Raw genomic sequence first — 19,827 nt, forward strand, 5'->3', positions numbered from 1 at the left:
GGCATTGGCTCGGAGACTACGCGGTTGCCGGCGGTGTGCCGGACCCGTCTCCGTACTTGGCGCGGATCGAGTGCCAAGCGCTTTCGGCGGCTTGCTGCTCCGCCTCCTTCTTGCTCCGCCCGACGCCGGTGCCGTAGTCGACACCCGCGACGCGAGCGAGCGCGGTGAAGGTCTTCTCGTGGTCGGGACCGGTCTCGGAGACCACGTATTCGGGGACTCCGATACCCGCCGCGGCGGTCTGCTCCTGGAGGCTGGTCTTCCAGTCCAGGCCCGCGCCGAGATTCGCCGACTGCTCGATCAGTGGATCGAACAACCGGTGGATCAGCTCGGTCGCCGCGTCGAGGCCCTGGTCCAAATACACCGCACCGAGGATGGCTTCGAGCGTGTCCGCGAGAATCGAGGACTTGTCTCGCCCACCCGTGCCCACCTCACCGCGGCCGAGCCGGATGAAGGCGCCCAGGTCCAGCCGTCGACTGACGCCCGCGAGGGCGCGCGAGTTGACGACGGCGGCTCGCAGTTTCGCGAGCTGACCTTCGGGCAGGTCGGGGTGCCTGCGGTACAGCGTGTCGGTGACGACGAGTCCCAGCACCGAGTCGCCCAGGAATTCCAGGCGCTCATTCGTCGGGAGCCCGCCGTGCTCGTACGCGTACGAGCGATGGGTGAGGGCGCGCTCCAGAAGGGCGGCGTCGACCGACCAGCCGAGCCGCCCTTCGAGATCCGCGTACTGCGCGAGTGATTCCGTCACCGGAACGACCACCGGCCGGATCAGACGTCGAGAACCTGGCGGCGGTTGTAGGTACCGCAGCTCGGGCACGCGATGTGGGAAAGCTTCGGCTCACGGCAGCGGTCGCAGGTCACCAGGTTGGGGGCAGTGGCCTTCCACTGGCTCCGGCGGTGCCGGGTGTTGCTGCGCGACATCTTCCGCTTCGGAACAGCCACGGCTACTTCTCCTGGTTCTCGTCGGCGCTGGAGGCGCCGTCAACGTCGGCTTCGGCGGATGGTCCGTCGAAGATGCTGGTCAGCTTCGCCCACCGGGGATCGGCGAGCTCATGGCTGTGGTCGGGGTCCTCCGCGAGCAGTGCTCCACATTCGGAGCACAGACCCGGGCAGTCCTCCCGGCACAGCGGCGAAAGCGGCAGTGCGAGCACCGTCGCGTCCCGCAGTACCGGCTCCAGGTCGAACAGGTCGTCCTTGAGCCGGTAGGCGTCCTCTTCGGCGTCGGCGTCCGGGTAGACGTACAGCTCCTGGAAGCGCACCGTGAGCTCACGCTCGAGCGGTTCCAGGCACCGGACGCACTCACCGGCCAGCGACATCTGTGCGACGCCGGTGACCAGCACACCCTCCATGACCGCTTCCAGCCGGACTCCCAGCTGGATGGGGGCACCTTCGGGAGCACCGATCACATCCGCCACGCCCATGTCCGCCGGGGCCGGCACGGAGCGGGACACCTTCAGCATGGATCCAGGCCGACGCCCCAGCTCGCGTGTATCGATGACGAGCGGTTTGCGGTAATCCAAGCGGTCCAGGATGTCCTACCTCATGCAGTGCCACCCCCCGTGCTTCCGGGGGGCTTGGGCGGTCAGGGCTCCAACCCTCGGGGCACGCGAAAAACACGCCTCGGGCAGGGTCGGTCCGTAAGAGTATCGCAGCCCGCGCGCCAGGCCCCAAACGGGGCCATTCGAGCGGGTGGTTCCGGTGGCGGCCGGGCCGCCACCGGTCACGGCGCCGGTGTCAGCGACCGCCGTCCTGCTGGAACTGGCGGACGTCGATCAGGCTCGTGTCGAAGAAGCTGGTCTCGTCGAGGGACTGCGCGTACTGCGCCTGCGGGTCGTAGGCGGGCTGCTGTCCCGTGCCGGCCGGGTCGTGCTGCGCCGGGACGTGCCGCGCGGGGTCGTACGCCTGCTGCCCCTGCTGACCGTAGCCGGGCATGTCGTACTGCGCCTCGTAGCCGCCGCCGTAGCCGTTGTCCGCGCCGTTGCCCTGCTGCGCGTACGCCGGCTGCCCGTAGGGATCCTGGGCGTAGCCCTGGTCGTACGGGCCTGCCTGGGCGGGCACGATCGGCGGGGCGGCAGGGGCGGGCGGGTACTCGGGCTGTGGGGCCGCGAAGTCGTCCTCGTGGCCGTCCAGCTGGGCCTGGAGGCTGCCGGGGCGGCCCTTGGCCTGCGCGTCGGCCAGCTCCTGCGCCTGCATGTACTCGCCGAGTTCGTCGGACGGTCGGCGGCCGCGCATCTTGTCGCGGCCGCGGCCGATCGCGCCGAGCGTCTTGGTGAGCACGACCTCGAAGTTGGCGAGCTTCTGGTCGACGTAGTCGTCGGCCTCCTCGCGGATGCGCTGGGCCTCGCGACGGGCCTCGTTCAGGATCCGGTCGGCCTCGCCGTACGCCTCGCGGGCGACCTCGGTGTCGGCGATCAGCGAGCCGCGCTCCTCGCGGGCATTGGCCAGCACGCGCTCGGCCTCGCGGCGCCCCTCCTCGATGACCGACTCCCGGTCGCCGAGCACGCGGCGCGCGTGGTTGAACTCCTCGGGCAGGAGGTTCTTGAGTTCCTCGAGCCGGGCCACCACGTCGGCACGGTTGACCACGCACGATGCGGACATCGGCATCGACCGGGCGTTCTCGACCAGTGCGATCAGTTCATCGAGCTTGGGCTGCACGTCCACGGGCTTGCTCTCTCTCCTCAAACCGACGTTCGCCGTCCTGTTCGACAGCGTCGCGCGACGGACCGACTCGCCGAGGGCGGTCGGCCCGGCGACGAGGCGTTTGCCGCGTCAACCCTGCGCGAGCCGCTCGGTGAGCCGACGAAGCACCGTCTCCGGCACCAGGCCGGAAACGTCACCCCCGTACGTCGCGACCTCCTTGATGAGGCTCGACGACAGAAAGCTGTAGAGGGGGTTCGTCGCGACGAACAAGGTCTCCACTTCGGTAAGACCGTAGTTCATCTGCGCCATCTGCAACTCGTAGTCGAAGTCGGTGACCGCGCGAAGGCCCTTGATGATGGCCGGAATCCCGCGCTCCTTGCAGAAGTTGACGAGCAACCCCTCGAACGCCTCGACCTTGACGTTCTTGTACTGGTCGACCACCTCGTGGAGCATCTCGATGCGCTCCTCGATGGTGAACAGACCGGAGCGCTTGGCGCGATTGAAGCCGATCGCCACGTAGACCTCGTCGTAGAGGCTCGCAGCCCGTCCGATGATGTCCAGATGACCGTTGGTGACCGGGTCGAACGAACCGGGGCAGACGACTCGACGCAACGGAGGTTCCCCTCGAAATCGGGTGCCGACGGGTCCGGACCCGATGGCCCGCCCGCCTGATCAGGCTTGCGCGGCGCGACCGTACCAGAGCGTTCCCTCGCCGTAGCGACGGGATCTGATCTCGTCGAATTCCGCGGGCCACCCGAACGGCCCGCCCCGAGTCCCCCGTTCGACCGCGATCAGCGCCTCGGCCGCCAGCCAGCCGTTCTCGGCCAATGCGCCGAGCAGGTCGCCGACGTCACCGTCGGTGACCGCGTAGGGAGGATCGAGGAAGACCACGTCGTACGGCTCGTCCGGGCACGGCTCGGCGGCGGTCTTCTCCGCGCGGGCGACGCGCAGGTTCGCGCCCGGCAGCCCGACGATCTCGATGTTCTCCCGGATGGCACGCGCGGCACGCGCGTCGGACTCCACCAGCAGGACGTGCGTGGCGCCGCGGGACAGGGCCTCCAGGCCGACCGCGCCCGAACCGCCGAACAGGTCGAGCACGCGGGCGCCGTCCAGCGTGCCGCGCAGCGATCGAAGGGTCGAGAACAGCCCCTCGCGGGCCCGATCCGAGGTCGGCCGGGTGCTTTCACCCGGCGGCGTGGTCAGGCGGCGACCACCCGCGACTCCGCCGATCACGCGCGTCATGCGCGCGCTCGCGGGCGGTGGGCGGTCGGGTGCCGGTCGGTGCCGGTGGGCGCGGCGTGCGTGTCCTGCATGGCGCCAACGCTATCGACTGGTCGGGATCGGTGACATTCGGGCCGAAATACTTTTCGCGACGTGTCATACACACGGGGCGACCGCATCGTATGGAGGGTGTGCACGGCAGGGGCGCCACCGCCGTGCGGCAGGGCCGCGAGACCCGCGGTCCCAGAGCACACCCACGGTAATTCCACAGCATCTCGAGACCGGGAGATCCCGATGAAGCTCCGCACCCTGATCGCCACCGCGGTCGCCGGCGCCGCGCTGGCCGCGACCGGCATGGCCCCGGCGGTCGCCGGCACCGCCACGCCGCGGACCCCCGAGGCGAACTGCTACGTCGACAGCAACGGCACGCTGCACTGCGCCAACGGCACGAGCGACCTGCGCTCCGGGCCCTACTTCTCGTCCCCGGTGGTCAGCCGGTTGACCAGCACGTACAGCTACTTCAGCTGCTGGACGGCGGGCGACCCGCACTCCGGCGGCAACGACATCTGGTACTACACGGACGGCGACGACGGCGGGCACGGCTTCCTGCCCGCGCAGCGTGTGCACACCCCGCAGGACCCCATGCCGGGAATGTGGCACTGCTGATCGACCGGCCTCGCTGATCGACCAAATCCTGCCGATCGACCGCTCCCGTCGATCGGCGGCTCGGGGGAGCCGCGCGGCCGGGGGACGGTGCTCCGTCCTCCGGCCGCGTCCTCGGTCTCGGTGGGCGCGCGGTCTCGGTGGGCGCGCGGTCCCGGTGGCACGCGGTCCCAGTAGGCGCGGTCTCAGTAGGCGCAGTCCGGGACCTCGGCCTCGTTGCGGGTGCGGACGGCCGGCAGCCAGCCCTCGGCGCCGGTGCCGCGCACCACGACGTGGTACCAGTGCTTGGAGGCGATGCCGGTCTCGTCGGTGACGAGCGGGCCGTTCGCGAGCATGCACACCAGGAGCACGCGGTCGCCGTGCCAGACCCGGGTGACCAGGTCGGCCATCCGCGACGACAGTCTCGGCTCGGCGAACACCCCGAGCGAGCACACGATCGTGCGCAGCCCCCGGCACGGGACCTCGGAGTTGTAGACGTCGGTGTCCACGGTCGCGGCCCGGGCGGCGGGCGGTTCCGGGGCCACGGGGGTGTCCCGGGTCGCCTCGCCCGCCAGGAACGTGCCCAGGCCGACCACGGCCACCACCAGGACCGCGGCGAGTGCCATCGCGAACCCGCCGCGCCACCGCGGGCGGGGCGCGGGGCGGCGCAGTACGCGCAGCGCGAGCCCCGGTGGCTCGTCGAAGGCGGCGTCCGCGTCGCGCAGGCGGGTGCGCAGCTCGTTGACCGCGTCGTCCGGGTCGTCGACGTCGGGGGGCGGCGGGTTCACCGGGTGGCTCCTTCGTGTCGGCCCCGGCGACGGAACCGGCCGGTGGGGCCGCCCATGCCCGTGCGCAGCCGGGCCAGGGCGCGCTCGCGCGAGCGGGACACCGTGCCCCGGTGCACGCCGAGGATCTCGGCGGCCTGATCGATCGTGTAGCCGTCCAGGTCGACGAGGAGCACCGCGGCGGCCTGCTTGGCGGGCAGCGAACCGAGCATGCGGACGGCCTCCCACTCGGCCTCGCGGCGCGCGATCGGATCGTCGGCGGAGGACGCGGCCCGTGCGCCCGGCTCGGGCGGCTCGGGCAGCAGCACCTGTCGGCTGCGGGCCCGCCACATGTCGCGGGTGACGCTCACCAGGGCCCGGAACGCGTACGCGTAGGGCTCGGGGTGGCCGAGCAGCCGGTCGGGTCTTCGGGCCAGCTTGAGGTATGCCTCGTGCACCGCGTCCTCGGCGCAGCCCTCGCCGGCGAGCAGCACCGCCCGCCGGTACAACCGAGGGAGCAACCCGCAGAAGAGCGCGTCGAACCCCTCGTCCCCCGCCCGTGCGTCCATGGCCCCAATTCGTAGCCAACCGACGGGCTGCTCCGCGTGCTCCGAACGGGTGGCGGCGGGGGGCGCGTGGCAGCACCGCGGGGGCGTTCAGCCCTTGTCGAGGTACTCCGCGCGCTCTGCGTCCAGGATGCTGGCGAGCGCGCTGCGCAGGTCGGGGTGTTCGGTCAGTTCCGGGTCGGTGGCCACGATCGCGCTCGCCTCCTCGCGGGCGGCGACGATCAGGTCCTCGTCGCGGACCACCTCCAGCATCCGCAGCGACGAGCGGGAGCCGGACTGCGCGTCGCCCAGGACGTCGCCCTCGCGGCGTTGTTCGAGGTCGATCCGGGAGAGTTCGAAGCCGTCCAGGGTCGCGGCCACCGCGTCCAGGCGTTCGCGCGCCGAGGTGCCCCCGGGCATCTCGCTGACCAGCAGGGTCAGGCCCGGCGCGGTGCCGCGACCGACCCGGCCGCGCAGCTGGTGCAGCTGCGAGACCCCGAACCGGTCGGCGTCCATGATCACCATCGCGGTCGCGTTGGGGACGTTGACGCCGACCTCGATCACGGTGGTCGCGACGAGCACGTCGAGCTCGCCGGCGGTGAACCGGCGCATCACGTCGTCCTTGTCGTCGGGCGCCATCCGTCCGTGCAGGACGGCGATCCGCAGCCCGGCGAGCGGGCCGGCCGCCAGCGACGCGGCGATGTCGAGCACGGCGAGCGGTGGGCGGCGCTCCTCGGCCCCGCCGGCGGCGTCCGCGCCGATGTCGTCGGGGTCGTCCAGGTACGCCTCGGCCGGGAGGTCCTCGTCCGTGCCGGCCCGCGCCTTCGACTTGGCCTTGGTCTTCTTCTTGGCCTTGGGGTCGTCCTCCTCGTCGCCGATCCGCGGACAGACCACGTACGCCTGGTGGCCGTTCTCGACCTCCTCGCGCACCCGCTGCCACGCGCGGTCGAGGAAGTGCGGCTTCTCCTTGGCGGGGACGACATGCGTCGCGATCGGCGATCGGCCGGACGGGAGCTGGGCCAGGATCGAGGTCTCCAGGTCGCCGAACACGGTCATCGCGACCGTGCGCGGGATCGGTGTCGCGGTCATCACCAGCAGGTGCGGCGGTCGCTTGCCCTTGCCGCGCAGCGCGTCGCGCTGTTCGACGCCGAAGCGGTGCTGCTCGTCGACCACGACCAGGCCCAGGTCGTGGAACTCGACCTTGTCCTCGATCAGCGCGTGCGTACCGATCGCGATGCCGGCCTCCCCGGTGACCAGGTCGAGCAGCGCGGCGCGGCGCGCGGGCACCCCCATCGAGCCGGTGAGCAGGGTGACCTTGGTGCCCAGTTCCGAGCCGCCGAGCATGCCGGCACCCTCGGCGAGCGGGCCGAGCATCTCCACGATCGACCGATAGTGCTGCTGCGCGAGCACCTCGGTCGGCGCAAGCAACGCGGTCTGCCCCCCGGCGTCGACCACGGCCAGCATGCCGCGCAGCGCAACCAGAGTGTTGTGGGTGGGTGTGAAGTGATCTGTGACATACAGGTGGTCGGCATGGCGAACGCGGATGCACTGGACCGGCTTGCGCCCGACGTATTCGACGGCTCGGATGCCGCGCCGGAAGGTCGTGTACTTCGTCCGGGTGCGCAGCAACGCAGCTTTGCGTCGAAGGCGGAACGGCGGGAATTGTTCCGGCAGCGCGACGCTCACGTTCCAGGCGTCGTGCGGTGGCTTGGCACGCACGCGCGCGACGCCGCCCAGAGAGCGAACGAGCCAAGCCACATCGTCCGCGAGACGCCGCGAGGTCGAACAGAACGAGACGTCACGGCCCTCTGCCCGTAGCGTCCCATCCGTGTCGAGCAGCCCTTGAAGCATCGCGTGTCGAGACTTCACATCGGCATTGCGGAACACCTCGGGGACGAATTTGTCCCGCGACTTGAGTCCCCACAGACCCAAGGCCCGCAGCGTGACCAGGACCGGATGAGGCCGATATTGATTCGGTCGCGGAAAACACCGGAGCATGTGGTCGTAGCGGGAACCGGTCCTGAGTACCGGGCGACATCCCTCCGGCAGCAACCGCTCCACGGACTCGACCAGTTCGGGATCGGCGGTGGTGAACATCAGTTGATGGCGAAACGAGCCGTCCCCCAGCAACAGCCCGAGCAGATAGGGATCCAAGGGCAAGGATTCGTCGGTACCCAGATCAACCGGTACCGCGGTCGGCAAGTACCATTTCGAACCGCCGTTCGCCTTGAATAGATCTTCCCGGATCTGCCGCGTGGAGAGCACCTTGGGCGCTTCCCCACGATGCCAGGCACAGCTGGTGGCGACCGCCCACAAGTGCTCGTCGTCGCCCTCGACGCGCGAACCGTCCGACAGGACGAGAGACCAGACGTCCCGTTCCCCCTGCGGAAAGACACCGTCCACGAGGGTGAGCTCACCGCCGGGTGTGACAACCGTGTCGCCGATCCGGATGTCACCCATGCGGCGGAATCCGCCCGGCGTCAGCACCAGCGCGTCCAGTGGTTGGGCCTTGCCGGCCCCGACTTCGCCCTGGAGGAGGCGGTGCATCGGGTGTTCGGTGGCGAGGTCGGACTCGATTTCGGCGCAGACCTCCTTCTGGCCGTCGGTGAGTTCGAACGGCAGGCTCGCGTCGAACGCGTCGAGGATGCCGTCCGGGCGGCGCGGGCGGGCCACCGCCGACTGGGCCCGGGCGTCCCGCCGGCGCCGTGCGAGGGCGATCTGGAGGACGAACGCCTCGTCCCACTTGAGCCGGTCCCTGGCCGCGGTGACATCGCCCCAACCGGTCGGGCGGTGCACCTTGACCAGGGCCTGTGCCAGGCCCGGCATGCCGCGGCGCTCGCGCAGTTCGGCGGGCAGCGGGTCGCCGATCTCGCCGAGCGTGTCGAGCGCCATGCCCACGCACTGGGCGATCTTCCAGGACGGCATGTTGGCCGCGGCCGGGTAGACCGGCAGCAGCGCGCCCGCGAACAGGTCCGCGACGCCGTCCTCGGCGTCCTCGCCGACGAGCTGGTAGTCCGGCTGGCTGAGCTGGATCACGTTGTTGAACCGGCCGACCTTGCCCGCGAACAGGCCGCGCCGGCCGGGCCGCAGCTCCTCTTCGCGCCACGCCTGGTTGAAGAAGATCAGGGTGAGCTTGCCGCGCCCGTCGGTGACCTCCACCTCCAGGAGGTTGCCGCGCCGGTTGCGGAACTGACGCTTGGTCACCTTGGCGATCTCGGCCATCACGGTGACGTGTTCCTCGGGCTCCAGGCCGGTGAGGTCGGTCAGGCGTCCGCGCTCCGCGTAGCGCCGGGGATAGTGGCGCAGCAGATCACCGACGGTGTCCAGCTTGAGGGATTTGGCCAGCACCGTCGCCGTACGGTCGCCGACGAGTTTCTTGAGCGGTTCGTCAAGGCGCGACATGCCGCCCAACGGTACTGGGCGGCGGTGTCATCGCGTCCGATCCGACGCGGCCCGCCCCGCCTACTCGACGCCGATCAGCAGCGGGTACACCTCCTGGCCGCCCTCGAAGATCATCACGTCGACCCCGAGCCGGGTGGCCCGCAGGTGTCGCTCGATCGAGGCGGCGAGGCCCACCGGGCACGCGCTGCCGGTGACGAGGGTGACCAGCTCGCCGCCGCCGGCGAGCATCCGGTCGACCACCACGGTCCCGGTCTCGCGCTGGTCGTGGCCGATCACCGCGATGTCGCCCTCGATCACGCCGAGGACGTCGCCCGCCTGGCAGACGCCGGCCATCGTCCACGCCTCGCGCACGGCGATCGTGAGCGCGCCGTAGCGGGTCGCGCCGGCGGCCGAGGTCATCCCGACCACGTCCTGGTCGAAGCGCCGGCCCGGTTCGTGCACGGCGAGCGCCGCGAGGCCCTGTACGGCGGCCTTGGTCGGGATCACCTGGACCCGGATGCCCTCGGCCTGGGCCTGCTGGGCCGCGACGCCGGCGACCGCGTGGCAGTCGGCGTCGTTGGGCAGCAGCACGACCTCGCGGGCGTCGGTGTGCCGGATCGCGTCGACGAGCACGCTCGTGGACGGCCGCCGGCCCGGCCCGGCCTGCACGATGTGCGCGCCGTTCTCGGCGAACAGCGTGGCGAGCCCGTCCCCGTGCGCGACCGCGACGATGCCGCGCGTGGGGGCGGGCTCGGGGGCGGCGGTGCCCGCGAGCACGCGCTCCAGGTGGGTGATCCGGATCCGATGCGGGCGGCCCGCCGCGATGCCGGCCTCGACGGCCGCACCCGCGTCGTCCACGTGCACGTGGACGTTCCACAGCCCCTCGCCGCCCACCACCACGAGCGAGTCGCCGAGCCCGCCGAGCCGCTCGCGCAGCGCGGGCAGCGCGTCGTCGGGCGCGTCGAGCAGGTAGATCACCTCGAACCCGGGCCCGGCGGACACCTCCTCGTGCCCGGCCCCGACCGGCCCGGCGAACGGGACGGGCACCGGCATCGGCGCCTGGTGCGGGTGGATCCGATACGCCGAGCGCTCGCCGGTGACCACCGCGAGCAGCGCGTCGAGCAGCACGGTCAGGCCGCGCCCGCCCGCGTCCACGACACCCGCCCGGCGCAGCACGTCCAGTTGTTCGGGGGTACGGGCGAGGGCGACCCGCGCGGCCATCGCGGCGGCGCGGACGACCGGCCGGATCTCCTCGCCGGCTCCGGCCGCGGCCTCGGCGGCGGCGCGGGCCACGGTGAGCATGGTCCCCTCGACCGGCCGCGCGACGGCGGCGTACGCGGCGTCGGACGCGGTCCGCAGCGCGTGCGCGAGGGCGAGCCCGGCCGGGACCGGCCGCCCTGCCTCGCTCGCGGCGGCCTCCTCGGCCGCCAACCGCTCGGCCATGCCACGCAGCAATTGGCTCAGAATGACCCCTGAATTACCCCGCGCGCCCATCAGCGCGCCGTGCGCGAGGGCTCGGAAGGCGGTCGACAGATCGGGCTCCGGCAGGTCGCGGCCGAACAGCGCGTCGACCGCGTCGGTACCCGATTCCAGGGTCAGGAACAGGTTCGTGCCGGTGTCGCCATCAGGCACGGGATACACATTGAGGGCGTCGATTTCCTCGCGCGCCCGCCCCATCTGGTCCAGGGCGACGCGAGCCCAGCGGCGTACCGCCGAACCGTCCAGCTCTCCCAGCAGGCCCTGCACGCCCACCTCCTGTACGAATCCGTTGTGCGCGTCCCGTCCGCCGGCAGGTTATCGAGACGGGGACCGGTAAAGCGGCCCACCCGGATGGGTTAGGCTTGGCGGGAAGCATGACGAGATCAGCTGATTGCGTATGCCCGGATCATCCCGGGTTCGCGCATCGCCCGGTTCGTCGGTTACTCTTCTGCGGTTGTCGGCATTCGCCGACACGCGTTCGTACGCAATTCCCATTCGTCTTTGGAGTGTTCCCGTGGCTGCCAACTGCGACGTCTGCGGCAAGGGGCCGGGCTTCGGCAACAGCATTTCGCACTCTCACCGCCGGACGCCCCGTCGCTGGAACCCCAACATCCAGACGGTGCGCGCGATGGTTGGTGCCACGCCGAAGCGCCTCAATGTCTGCACCTCTTGCATCAAGGCGGGCAAGGTTTCCCGCTAGTTGCTCGAAAGCTGTTCGCCCGAAGGGCCGGTCCACCTCACGGTGGGTCGGCCCTTCGGCATTTCCGAGCCGGCGTTTCCGGGCCGGGACTTGCAGGCCCCGAGCCCACCGGTCCCGAACCGCCCGACCCCCGTGGGCCGGCCTGCCCTCCGCGGACCGGCCCGGGACCGCGATCGGCTCCCGGGCCGCCGGGGTCAGAACGTGTCCCGCCACCGCCACGCGTGGTCGACCGGCCCGATGCCCTCGCCGAGCGCGAAGCCGGCCTTGATCGCTCCGGTCACGTACTCCTTGGCGGCGGCGACCGCCGTCGGCACGTCCTCGCCGGTCGCCAGGACCGAGGCGATCGCGCTCGCGAGCGTGCAACCCGTGCCGTGGGTGTGCCGGTTGTCGTAGCGCGGGCTGGTGAACCAGTACTCGTCGGTGCCGTCGTACAGCAGGTCGGCGGCCTCGCCCTCCAGGTGACCGCCCTTGACCAGGGCCCAACGCGGGCCGAACGCCAGCACCGCCTCGGCCGCGCCGCGCATGTCGGCCCGCTCGCGCACCTTGTGGCCGGTCAGCAGCTCGACCTCGTGCAGGTTGGGCGTGACGATCGTGGACACCGGCAGCAGCCGCCCGCGCAGGGTATCCAGGGCCTCGCCGGCGAGCAGCGTGTCGCCGTGCTTGGAGGCCGCCACCGGGTCGACCACGACCGGCACGGACACCTCGGACAGCAGGTCGGCGACGGTCTCGACGAGGGCAGGGGAGGCCAGCATGCCGGTCTTGATCGCCTGGACGCCGATGTCGTCCACGACGCTGCGGAACTGCGCGCGCACGGCTTCCGCCGGCAGCTCCCAATAGCCCTGGACGCCCAGCGAGTTCTGCGCGGTCACCGCGGCGATCACGCTCATGCCGTGTACGCCGAGGGCGAGCATGGTCTTGAGGTCGGCCTGGATCCCGGCCCCGCCACCGGAGTCGGACCCGGCGACGGTCAGCACGCGCGGAGGAGTCTGCACCATGGCGCGCAGCCTATCTTTCGAGGTGGTCCGGGTCCGGGGTCGGGCGCTCAGGCCCGCCCGAAGTGGTCCCAGCCGCCTTGCAGGCCGGGGTCGCGGCCGTCGACCGTGACGCCCTTGCCCGCGTGGACGCGGCCGATCACCCGCCAGCGCGCGGGCAGCGCGGTGCCCGCGGGGAAGGTCGCGACCAAGGCGTGGTCCTCGCCGCCGGTCAGCACCCAGTTGAGCGGGTCGGCGCCGAGCGCGCGGGCCACGTCGCGCATCTGGGCCGGGACGTCGAGGCGGCCGGACAGGATGTCGATCCGGACGCCGGAGGCCCGGGAGACGTGGCCCATGTCGGCGAGCAGGCCGTCGCTGATGTCGATCATCGAGGTCGCGCCGAGCACCGCCGCGGCCGGACCGGCGTCGTAGGGCGGCTCGGGTCGGCGGTGCGCCTCGACGAACGCGCGCGGCGCGCGGTGCCCGCGGCCCAGGATCGCGAGCCCGGCGGCCGACCAGCCGAGCCAGCCGGCGACCGCGAGCAGATCGCCGGGCCGCGCGCCCGAGCGGACCACCGGGGAGCGTCCCTGGAGGTCGCCGAGCGCGGTCACCGCAACGCTGACGGTGTCGCTGCCGACCACGTCGCCGCCCGCGACGCCGGCGCCGACCACCGCGCACTCGTCACGCAGGCCGTCGTACAGCTCCAGCGCCCATCCCGTGGGCAGGTCCTGCGGGCCCGCGAGGCCGATCAGCAGCGCGGTCGGCGCGGCGCCCATCGCGGCGACGTCAGCGAGATTCTGCGCGGCGGCCTTGCGGCCCACGTCGTACGCGGTGGACCAGTCCCGCCGAAAGTGCCGACCCTCCACGAGCACGTCCATGGTGGCCACCACGCGTCCGTCGGGGGCGGCGACCACCGCGGCGTCGTCGCCGGGCCCCAGGAACACGTGCGGTCCCGTCGGCACGCGCGCGACCAGCGCCCCGATCAGGCCGAACTCGCCGAGATCGCCCAGCGTCCCGCTCATCGCCGCTCTCCTGCCATGCCCATCAGCCTTGATCCGCCTCGTTCACCGTGGTCGCCTGTGATCCGTCGGCTTCCGATGTGGTCGCCGAGCCCCGCCGGGCCGACAATGGTCGCAGCAGCGGGGATCACGTCAAGATCCCATCATCCTGCGCGCCGGGAGGCCGTGGTGGTACAGGCATACATCCTGATCCAGACCGAGGTCGGCCGTTCGGCCTCGGTGGCCCGACGCATCGCCGAGCTGCCGGGGGTGACCCGAGCCGACGACGTCACGGGCCCCTACGACGTGATCGTGCGGGCCGAGGCCGTCGATGTCGATCAGCTGGGCCGCATGGTCGTCGCCGAGGTGCAGCGCATCGACGGCATCACGCGCACGCTGACGTGTCCGGTCGTCAACCTGGGCTGAACCCGCGCCAGGTCCTCGCCGCCCGGATCGCTCCGACCGGCGGGGATCGCTCGCGTCCGAGCGGTCGGCGGGAATGTCGGGGCCGCGTTTCGACTCGTCCGGGCTGCGCCTAGGATCGGGCCGTGCCTCTGACTCGACTTCTCGCCCTCGGACTCCCGGTGGCCGTCCTGCTGGCCGCGGGGTGCTCCGGCGACTCCGGCGAGCTGAACGTCGCGATGCCCACGCCTCCGCCCGGGGCGGCCGGCGAGGCGTGCCGGGCGCTGCACGACGCGCTGCCCGCGAAGGTGATGGACGGCGGGCGTCGCGAGCTGACGCACGACTCGGTGCTGGCCGCCGCGTGGGGGGATCCGGCGATCGTGCTGCGCTGCGGCGTGGAGCTGCCGGCGTCGATGCGGGTCACCGACCCGAGCAAGGTGGGTTCCGAGCCCAACGACTCGGTCGTGGTCAACGGCGTGCTGTGGGCGTTCTCGAAGTTCGACGGCGGAGTGCGCTTCACCACGGTCTACCGCGAGGCCAACGTCGAGCTGACGGTGCCGAAGAAGTTCGCAGAGCCCGCCGCGCCGCTCGTCGACGTCGCCGACGCGGTCACCCGTACCGTGCCGGTCACCCTGGACGTGTCGAACGCGTGAGGGGCGGCCGACGCGTCGGCCGCCCCTCACGAACGCGACAGTGCCGCTGCCGGTGCCGGTGCTAGCGAAGCAGCGTGTTGGGCCGGCGCAGCGCCGCCTGGATCAGCCGGTCGATCAGCTCCGCGTACTCGACGCCCGTCGCCTGCCACATGGTCGGGTACATCGACACCGGTGTGAACCCGGGCATCGTGTTGACCTCGTTGATCACGAAGGTCCCGTTGTCCAGCAGGAAGAAGTCCACCCGGGCCAGGCCCTCGCAGGACAGCGCCTCGAAGGCGGCGACCGCCAGGCGCCGGACCTCGGCGGTCTGTTCCTTCGTCAGGTTCGCGGGCACGTCCAGCTCGGTGCCGTTGTCCGGAAGGTACTTGGCGGCGAAGTCGTAGAACTCGTGCTCGCCGCCGACGCGGATCTCGGCGGGCACGCTCGCGCGCGGGCCGTCCTCGAACTCCAGTACGCCGCACTCGATCTCACGGCCCGTCAGCATCGCCTCGACGATCACCTTGGGGTCGTGCCGGCGGGCTTCCTCGATCGCCGCGTCGAGGTCCTCGACGCGGTGCACCTTGGTGATGCCCATGCTGGATCCGGCCCGGGCCGGCTTGACGAACACCGGGAAGCCGAGCGAGGAGACCGCCTCGCGCACGGCGGCCGGGTCGCGCTCCCACTCGCGGGGGCGGACCGTGGCGTACGGGCCGGACGGCAGGCCGAAGCCGGTGAACAGCGCCTTCATGTACTCCTTGTCCATGCTCGCCGCGCTGGCGAGCACACCCGACCCGACGTAGGGGACCTGGGCCATTTCCAGGAAGCCCTGGAACGTGCCGTCCTCGCCGTAGGGGCCGTGCAGGAGCGGGAAGACCACGTCGACCTCGCCGAGCAGCTTGGGCAGCGCGCCGGGTTCGAGGACGGTGATCTCGCGGGAGGTGGGATCGGCCGCGAGCACGACGGGCGCGGACGATTCCGCGACGTCGGCCACCGCGGGCAGCTTGTCGCCCTGGATCGCGAGCCGCTCCGGGTCGTCACCGACGAGCAACCATCGGCCGTCGGTGCCGATGCCGATCGGCAGTACGTCGTACTTGGAGCGGTCGATCGCGGCCAGCACGCTGCCCGCGGTGACGCAGGAGATCGCGTGCTCGGAGCTGCGGCCGCCGAAGACGACCGCGACCCGGGGGCGCGAGGTGGCGTGGCCGCTCGAGGCGGAGTGGGGGGTGCCGAAAACGTCGTTCATGGTCGGACGACCATATCCCCCTTGCCCTTCGAACGCTCGGACCCGGGCCGCCGGTTCGTCCGCAGGCCGGACGGGCTGTTCATGGCCCGTGCGGCGGCTGCGGACGAGCGGGCCGCAGGCCGGCCGACATCGGCCCGGCCGGCGCCCCGGGCCACCGCACCGAGCTACGCCTCGTAGCGCTCCGGCTTCGCGGAGCGGGACAGCAGGGCCATCCCCACCGACGGCGGCTTGCCGTCGTGCACGATCGACACGACCACGTCGGTGATCGGCATCTCGACGCCGTAGCGCCGCGCGAGCGTCTGGACGGACCGGCAGGACTTGACGCCCTCGGCGACCTGTCGGCTGTCGCGGACGGCCTCCTCGACGGTCATGCCGCGGCCGAGCTTCTCGCCGAACGTACGGTTGCGCGACAGCGGCGAACTGCACGTGGCCACCAGGTCGCCGAGCCCGGCCAACCCCGCGAACGTGTGCGCGTCGGCGCCCATCACCGCGCCCAGGCGGGCCGTCTCGGCGAGGCCGCGGGTGATCAGCGTCGCCTTCGTGTTGTCGCCCATGCCCATGCCGTCGGCCATTCCGACGGCGAGTCCGATCACGTTCTTGACCGCGCCGCCGAGTTCGCAGCCGACCACGTCGGTGTTCGTGTACGGGCGGAAGTACGAGGTGTGGCACGCGGCCTGGAGCCGGCTCGCGACCTCCTCGTCCGTGCAGGCCACGACGCTCGCGGCGGGCTGGCGGCGGGCGATCTCGAGCGCCAGGTTCGGGCCGCTGACCACCGCGATCCGGCCGTCGGGCACCCCCGCCGCCTCACGGATGACCTCGCTCATCCGGCTCGCGGTGCCCAGTTCGACGCCCTTCATCAGGCTGACCAGGATGGCGTCGTCGGACAGCAGCGGAGCCCACTCGGCGAGATTGCCGCGAAGTGTCTGCGAAGGCACCGCGAGCACCACGAACTCCGCGCCCTCCAGCGCCTTCGCGGGATCGGTGGTGGCCTCGATGCCGGGTGGCAGCGCGATGCCCGGCAGGTACTCGTCGTTCTCGTGCCGGGTGTTGATCGCGTCGGCCCGCTCGGGTCGGCGGCCCCACATCACCACGTCGCAGCCCGCGTCGGCGAGCACGATCGAGAACGCGGTCCCCCAGGAACCCATGCCGAATACCGCGCAGCGCGTCATGCGCGACCGTCCTTGGTGTGCTCTGTCCCGGTGCGGTCGGTGCGGTCGGCGTCGTCGGTCGCGGGGCGCACCGGCTCGGGCTGCTCCGACGCCGTCGGGTCGAGGGCGTCGAACTCCGAGGTCGCGGCCTCGATCCCGCCCTTGCGGCCCGGCGGGCGGCGCACCCCGGCGCTCGGCGGGGCGGGCTCGTCGCGCAGCTTGGAGAGGAGTTCGGTCACCGACTCCATGATCCGGTCGGTCGCGCCGCGCAGGACGTCGGCGGTAAGTTCGCGACCGCGGAACTCGTCGAGGTCGACCGGCGGGCCGGCCAGCACGCGCATCGTCTTGCGCGGGAACAGCCGCGGACGCTTGGTGTACGGCGGCAGTATCTCGTGCGCGCCCCACTGCGCGACCGGGATCACCGGAGCACCGGTGCTGAGCGCGATCCGGGCCGCGCCGGTCTTGCCGAGCATCGGCCACAGCGCCTTGTCGCGGGTGATCGTGCCCTCGGGATAGACCGCGACGCACTCGCCCTTCTCGATCGCCTCGACGGCCGCGCGGAACGCGAGCGCGGCGTCGGCGGAGTCCCGGTAGACCGGGATCTGCCCCGCGCCGGCGAGCACGCGTCCGACGACCGGGATCTTGAACAGCCCGGACTTGGCCAGGAAGCGCGGTACCCGGCCGGTGTCGTATTGGAAGTGCGCGTAGGTCAGCGGGTCGACGTAGGAGATGTGGTTCACCGCCGTGACGAACCCGCCCGACGTCGGGATGTTCTCAGTGCCCCGCCAGTCGCGTTTCGTGAACAGCAACAGCAGGGGCTTGATCACCACGACCGCCAGGCGGTACCAGAAACCGATCCTTCGGCGGGCCACCGGCGTTCCTCCCGTTCTCATGTGCATGGGGTGTGTTGCGTGTTCGGGCACGGCTCGGCCGCCGTGTTGCTCCTCACACAATCGACGTTCCCCGCGGGAAGCGCGCAACATCGATTCTGTACAGGCGGACCCCACAGTTTCCCTTGGGCCTTCCGCATTGTCGAGAAACGTCCTCGTCGACCGATGAGGATATGGGCTCACGGTACGGATGCGAGGATCTTGCCGATGTCCCCCGCCACGGATTCCCCGACCCCGCGCCGGGCCGCGCGCGAGCGCCGATCGAACGCGTCCGGCTCGTTCGCGTGGCGGCTCGTGGTGCCGGTGAAGCGGTTGTCGATCGCCAAGAGCCGCCTCGCGGGTGCCATCGGCCCGGGCCATCGTCCGGACCTCGCCCTCGCGTTCGCGATCGACACCGTCCGGGCGGCGCTGGCGTGCGATCGCGTGCGCGGGGTGCTCGTGGTCACCGACGACGCCCGGGTCGCGACGGCGGTGCGCGCGGCCGGCGCGGAGGTGCTGGCCGACGTCGGCGGCGGCCTGAACGCCGCGCTCGCGCATGGCGCCGAGGTTGCCGGCGCGCGCCGGCCGCGGACCGGGGTGGCCGCGTTGTCGGCCGACCTGCCGGCGCTGCGTCCCGCCGAGTTGGACCGCGTGCTGGCCGCGGCCTCCCACGCGCGACGGGCATTCCTGGCGGACGCGGCGGGGGTGGGCACGACGTTGCTCGCGGCCGCGCCGGGAGTGCCGTTGGCGCCCGGGTTCGGTGGTCCCTCGCGGGCTCGGCACCTGGCCTCGGGGGCGGTCGAACTCGCGCCCTACGACGTGGATTCGGTCCGCCGGGACGTGGACACCGGCGAGGACCTGCGCGCCGCGATCGCACTGGGTGTGGGCACGTGCACGGCGGCGGTGCTCCCGTTGGTGCCGTTTCTACCGCGCGCGGCGGCCTCCTGACGCCTCGTCGGACGCGGGCCGGTCACAATGGGCACATGCAGGGCACCGTGTACAGCTTCGAGACCGAATCGCGGGAGGGCGTCGTGCTGCTCGACGACGGCTCCCCCGTGTCCTTCGACGCCGCGGCGTTCGACGCCGGCGGGATGAGATTTCTGCGTCCCGGTCAGCGGGTTCGGATGAATGTGGAGGGCGATCGGGTAACCCTGGTGACGCTGTACACGCTGGCCGATCCGATGCGCTGACACACGGCGACGGGCCGGGTCTCCCGACTGGGGAGTCCCGGCCCGTCGCCGTCGGCGCACACCGCGTGAGCGGAGACCGCCGCGTCAGGCCTTCTTGGCCGCACGCTTTCCGGCGGCCTTCTTGGCCGCCGGCGCCTTGGCGGCAGGAGCCTTGGCGGCGGCGGGCTTGGCCGCGGCCGGCTTGGCGGTGGTGGCCTTGACGGTCGCCTTGGCGGCCTTGGTCGCGGGCGCCTTCGCCGCGGCCGTGGTCTTGACGGCCTTGGTGGTGGTCGTCTTGGTCGCCGAGGTCGCGGCCTTCGCCGTGACCTTCTTCGCCGTCACGGGCTTGGCGGCCGCCTTGCCGGCGGGGGCCTTGGTCGCCTTCTTGGCGGCCGGCTTGCTCGTGGCGGTCGACTTGGCAGCCGTCGGCTTGGCGGCCGCCGCGGTCTTGCGGGTGGTCGCAGCCGGGGTCTTGGTCGCGGCGGCGCGAGTGGTCGCCGGCTTCGCCGTCGCCTTCTTCGCCGTCGTGGCCTTGCGGGTGGTCGCCTTCGCGGCGGGCGCCGTGGCGTCCGTCGCGATCACGCGCGGAGTGGGGCTGCTCTTGGCGGCCGCGCTCTTCACGTTGGGCTTCGGGAGCTTCTTCGTCCCGCTCGTGTAGTCCTTGAAGCCCTGGCCCGCGCGGAAGCGCGGCACCGAGGTCTTCTTCACGCGCACCCGCTCACCGGTCTGCGGGTTACGAGCGTATCGAGCCGGACGGTCCACCTTCTCGAACGAGCCGAAGCCCGTGATGGACACCCGGTCTCCTCCCGTGACCGCACGAACGATGGTGTCGAGGACGGCATCGACTGCCTCTGCGGCGGCCTTGCGGCCACCCAGTCGGTCAGCGACCGCCTCGACGAGCTGCGCCTTGTTCACGTCTTCCCCTTCGGAAACCGATGCCGGGACAGTTCAGCCGGCATTGGGCACGCTAAGCATCCAAAAGTACCGAAGCAATTACCGAACGGGCGAATCACCCTTGTGTCGCAA

22 protein-coding genes are annotated in these 19,827 nt (G+C 71.8%); 6 read left to right on the forward strand and 16 right to left on the reverse strand.

What is annotated here, in order from left to right; all coding sequences use genetic code 11:
* Positions 1-16 precede the first annotated feature (16 nt).
* The 6 genes from rnc to rsmD all read right to left on the reverse strand — a co-directional run bounded on the left by rnc (position 17) and on the right by rsmD (position 3,879).
* On the reverse strand, positions 17-757 hold the full coding sequence (gene rnc, locus OG928_RS10850) for a ribonuclease III (RefSeq protein ID WP_406282281.1): 741 nt from the start codon (positions 755-757) through the stop codon (positions 17-19).
* A gap of 8 nt (positions 758-765) precedes the next feature.
* Complete coding sequence (gene rpmF / locus OG928_RS10855; protein WP_406282284.1) at positions 766-939, reverse strand: 50S ribosomal protein L32; 174 nt, start codon at positions 937-939, stop codon at positions 766-768.
* Between the two features lie 2 nt (positions 940-941).
* The gene (locus OG928_RS10860; protein ID WP_406282287.1) at positions 942-1,457 is read right to left on the reverse strand and encodes a YceD family protein; all 516 of its coding nucleotides are present in this window, start codon (positions 1,455-1,457) and stop codon (positions 942-944) included.
* A gap of 274 nt (positions 1,458-1,731) precedes the next feature.
* Positions 1,732-2,658, reverse strand: a complete 927-nt coding sequence (locus OG928_RS10865) for a cell division initiation protein (RefSeq protein ID WP_406282290.1) — start codon at positions 2,656-2,658, stop codon at positions 1,732-1,734.
* Between the two features lie 108 nt (positions 2,659-2,766).
* On the reverse strand, positions 2,767-3,249 hold the full coding sequence (coaD, locus tag OG928_RS10870; RefSeq protein ID WP_406282293.1) for a pantetheine-phosphate adenylyltransferase: 483 nt from the start codon (positions 3,247-3,249) through the stop codon (positions 2,767-2,769).
* Between the two features lie 60 nt (positions 3,250-3,309).
* Positions 3,310-3,879 carry a 16S rRNA (guanine(966)-N(2))-methyltransferase RsmD gene (gene rsmD, locus OG928_RS10875; protein WP_406282296.1) on the reverse strand — a complete coding sequence of 190 codons (570 nt, stop codon included), beginning with the start codon at positions 3,877-3,879 and terminating at the stop codon, positions 3,310-3,312.
* 273 nt (positions 3,880-4,152) lie between these two features.
* Here rsmD and OG928_RS10880 point away from each other — a divergent pair, with 273 nt between their 5' ends.
* On the forward strand, positions 4,153-4,524 hold the full coding sequence (locus tag OG928_RS10880; RefSeq protein ID WP_406282299.1) for a hypothetical protein: 372 nt from the start codon (positions 4,153-4,155) through the stop codon (positions 4,522-4,524).
* A 182-nt stretch (positions 4,525-4,706) separates the two neighbouring features.
* Here the strand turns inward: OG928_RS10880 and OG928_RS10885 are convergent, their stop codons facing one another.
* From OG928_RS10885 to OG928_RS10900, 4 genes are all read right to left on the reverse strand, one after another.
* Positions 4,707-5,288 carry a hypothetical protein gene (locus OG928_RS10885; protein ID WP_406282301.1) on the reverse strand — a complete coding sequence of 194 codons (582 nt, stop codon included), beginning with the start codon at positions 5,286-5,288 and terminating at the stop codon, positions 4,707-4,709.
* A complete protein-coding gene (locus OG928_RS10890; protein WP_406282304.1) occupies positions 5,285-5,833 on the reverse strand; it encodes an RNA polymerase sigma factor in 549 nt (182 codons plus the stop codon). Before OG928_RS10890 ends, OG928_RS10885 begins: the two co-directional genes overlap by 4 nt.
* Before the next feature lie 87 nt (positions 5,834-5,920).
* Positions 5,921-9,211, reverse strand: a complete 3,291-nt coding sequence (locus tag OG928_RS10895) for a helicase-related protein (RefSeq protein ID WP_406282307.1) — start codon at positions 9,209-9,211, stop codon at positions 5,921-5,923.
* 60 nt (positions 9,212-9,271) lie between these two features.
* Positions 9,272-10,942, reverse strand: coding sequence for a DAK2 domain-containing protein (locus OG928_RS10900; protein ID WP_406282308.1), 1,671 nt, complete (start codon positions 10,940-10,942; stop codon positions 9,272-9,274).
* Positions 10,943-11,183: 241 nt separating this feature from the next.
* On the opposite strand from OG928_RS10900, the gene rpmB reads away from it, so the two are divergent.
* Positions 11,184-11,369 (forward strand): 50S ribosomal protein L28, encoded by a 186-nt coding sequence (rpmB, locus tag OG928_RS10905; protein ID WP_079026714.1) that lies wholly within the window; start codon positions 11,184-11,186, stop codon positions 11,367-11,369.
* A gap of 194 nt (positions 11,370-11,563) precedes the next feature.
* On the opposite strand, the gene thiD is transcribed toward rpmB, so the two are convergent.
* Together thiD and OG928_RS10915 are read right to left on the reverse strand one after the other, a co-directional pair.
* Positions 11,564-12,364 (reverse strand): bifunctional hydroxymethylpyrimidine kinase/phosphomethylpyrimidine kinase, encoded by an 801-nt coding sequence (gene thiD / locus OG928_RS10910; protein ID WP_406282311.1) that lies wholly within the window; start codon positions 12,362-12,364, stop codon positions 11,564-11,566.
* A gap of 47 nt (positions 12,365-12,411) precedes the next feature.
* Positions 12,412-13,362, reverse strand: a complete 951-nt coding sequence (locus OG928_RS10915; RefSeq protein ID WP_406282314.1) for a thiamine-phosphate kinase — start codon at positions 13,360-13,362, stop codon at positions 12,412-12,414.
* A gap of 165 nt (positions 13,363-13,527) precedes the next feature.
* Between OG928_RS10915 and OG928_RS10920 the strand changes: the two genes are divergently transcribed.
* Positions 13,528-13,764 (forward strand): Lrp/AsnC family transcriptional regulator, encoded by a 237-nt coding sequence (locus OG928_RS10920; RefSeq protein WP_406282317.1) that lies wholly within the window; start codon positions 13,528-13,530, stop codon positions 13,762-13,764.
* Between the two features lie 122 nt (positions 13,765-13,886).
* Positions 13,887-14,393, forward strand: coding sequence for a DUF3515 domain-containing protein (locus tag OG928_RS10925; protein ID WP_406282319.1), 507 nt, complete (start codon positions 13,887-13,889; stop codon positions 14,391-14,393).
* A 61-nt stretch (positions 14,394-14,454) separates the two neighbouring features.
* Here OG928_RS10925 and OG928_RS10930 read toward each other — a convergent pair whose 3' ends face one another.
* The 3 genes from OG928_RS10930 to OG928_RS10940 all read right to left on the reverse strand — a co-directional run bounded on the left by OG928_RS10930 (position 14,455) and on the right by OG928_RS10940 (position 17,635).
* On the reverse strand, positions 14,455-15,615 hold the full coding sequence (locus OG928_RS10930; protein WP_406282322.1) for a D-alanine--D-alanine ligase family protein: 1,161 nt from the start codon (positions 15,613-15,615) through the stop codon (positions 14,455-14,457).
* 164 nt (positions 15,616-15,779) lie between these two features.
* Positions 15,780-16,784 (reverse strand): NAD(P)H-dependent glycerol-3-phosphate dehydrogenase, encoded by a 1,005-nt coding sequence (locus OG928_RS10935; protein ID WP_406282325.1) that lies wholly within the window; start codon positions 16,782-16,784, stop codon positions 15,780-15,782.
* On the reverse strand, positions 16,781-17,635 hold the full coding sequence (locus tag OG928_RS10940) for a lysophospholipid acyltransferase family protein (protein ID WP_406282328.1): 855 nt from the start codon (positions 17,633-17,635) through the stop codon (positions 16,781-16,783). Before OG928_RS10940 ends, OG928_RS10935 begins: the two co-directional genes overlap by 4 nt.
* A gap of 225 nt (positions 17,636-17,860) precedes the next feature.
* Between OG928_RS10940 and cofC the strand changes: the two genes are divergently transcribed.
* Together cofC and OG928_RS10950 are read left to right on the forward strand one after the other, a co-directional pair.
* Positions 17,861-18,580, forward strand: coding sequence for a 2-phospho-L-lactate guanylyltransferase (gene cofC, locus OG928_RS10945; RefSeq protein WP_406282331.1), 720 nt, complete (start codon positions 17,861-17,863; stop codon positions 18,578-18,580).
* 35 nt (positions 18,581-18,615) lie between these two features.
* A complete protein-coding gene (locus OG928_RS10950; RefSeq protein ID WP_406282333.1) occupies positions 18,616-18,822 on the forward strand; it encodes a hypothetical protein in 207 nt (68 codons plus the stop codon).
* A gap of 84 nt (positions 18,823-18,906) precedes the next feature.
* Here the strand turns inward: OG928_RS10950 and OG928_RS10955 are convergent, their stop codons facing one another.
* The gene (locus OG928_RS10955) at positions 18,907-19,716 is read right to left on the reverse strand and encodes an HU family DNA-binding protein (protein ID WP_406282336.1); all 810 of its coding nucleotides are present in this window, start codon (positions 19,714-19,716) and stop codon (positions 18,907-18,909) included.
* Positions 19,717-19,827 lie beyond the last annotated feature (111 nt).

This window comes from Embleya sp. NBC_00896 (genome assembly GCF_045207785.1).
Taxonomy (GTDB): Bacteria; Actinomycetota; Actinomycetes; order Streptomycetales; family Streptomycetaceae; genus Embleya.

Bases quoted from the DNA above. Each gene is read 5' to 3' on its own strand.
- OG928_RS10860 (WP_406282287.1), bottom strand. From the start codon at position 1,457: ATGCTGAAGGTGTCCCGCTCCGTGCCGGCCCCGGCGGACATGGGCGTG.
- rsmD (WP_406282296.1), bottom strand. From the start codon at position 3,879: ATGACGCGCGTGATCGGCGGAGTCGCGGGTGGTCGCCGCCTGACCACG.
- OG928_RS10880 (WP_406282299.1), top strand. From the start codon at position 4,153: ATGAAGCTCCGCACCCTGATCGCCACCGCGGTCGCCGGCGCCGCGCTG.
- OG928_RS10890 (WP_406282304.1), bottom strand. From the start codon at position 5,833: ATGGACGCACGGGCGGGGGACGAGGGGTTCGACGCGCTCTTCTGCGGG.
- OG928_RS10895 (WP_406282307.1), bottom strand. From the start codon at position 9,211: ATGTCGCGCCTTGACGAACCGCTCAAGAAACTCGTCGGCGACCGTACG.
- thiD (WP_406282311.1), bottom strand. From the start codon at position 12,364: ATGGTGCAGACTCCTCCGCGCGTGCTGACCGTCGCCGGGTCCGACTCC.
- OG928_RS10915 (WP_406282314.1), bottom strand. From the start codon at position 13,362: ATGAGCGGGACGCTGGGCGATCTCGGCGAGTTCGGCCTGATCGGGGCG.
- OG928_RS10930 (WP_406282322.1), bottom strand. From the start codon at position 15,615: ATGAACGACGTTTTCGGCACCCCCCACTCCGCCTCGAGCGGCCACGCC.
- OG928_RS10935 (WP_406282325.1), bottom strand. From the start codon at position 16,784: ATGACGCGCTGCGCGGTATTCGGCATGGGTTCCTGGGGGACCGCGTTC.
- cofC (WP_406282331.1), top strand. From the start codon at position 17,861: ATGTCCCCCGCCACGGATTCCCCGACCCCGCGCCGGGCCGCGCGCGAG.
- OG928_RS10950 (WP_406282333.1), top strand. From the start codon at position 18,616: ATGCAGGGCACCGTGTACAGCTTCGAGACCGAATCGCGGGAGGGCGTC.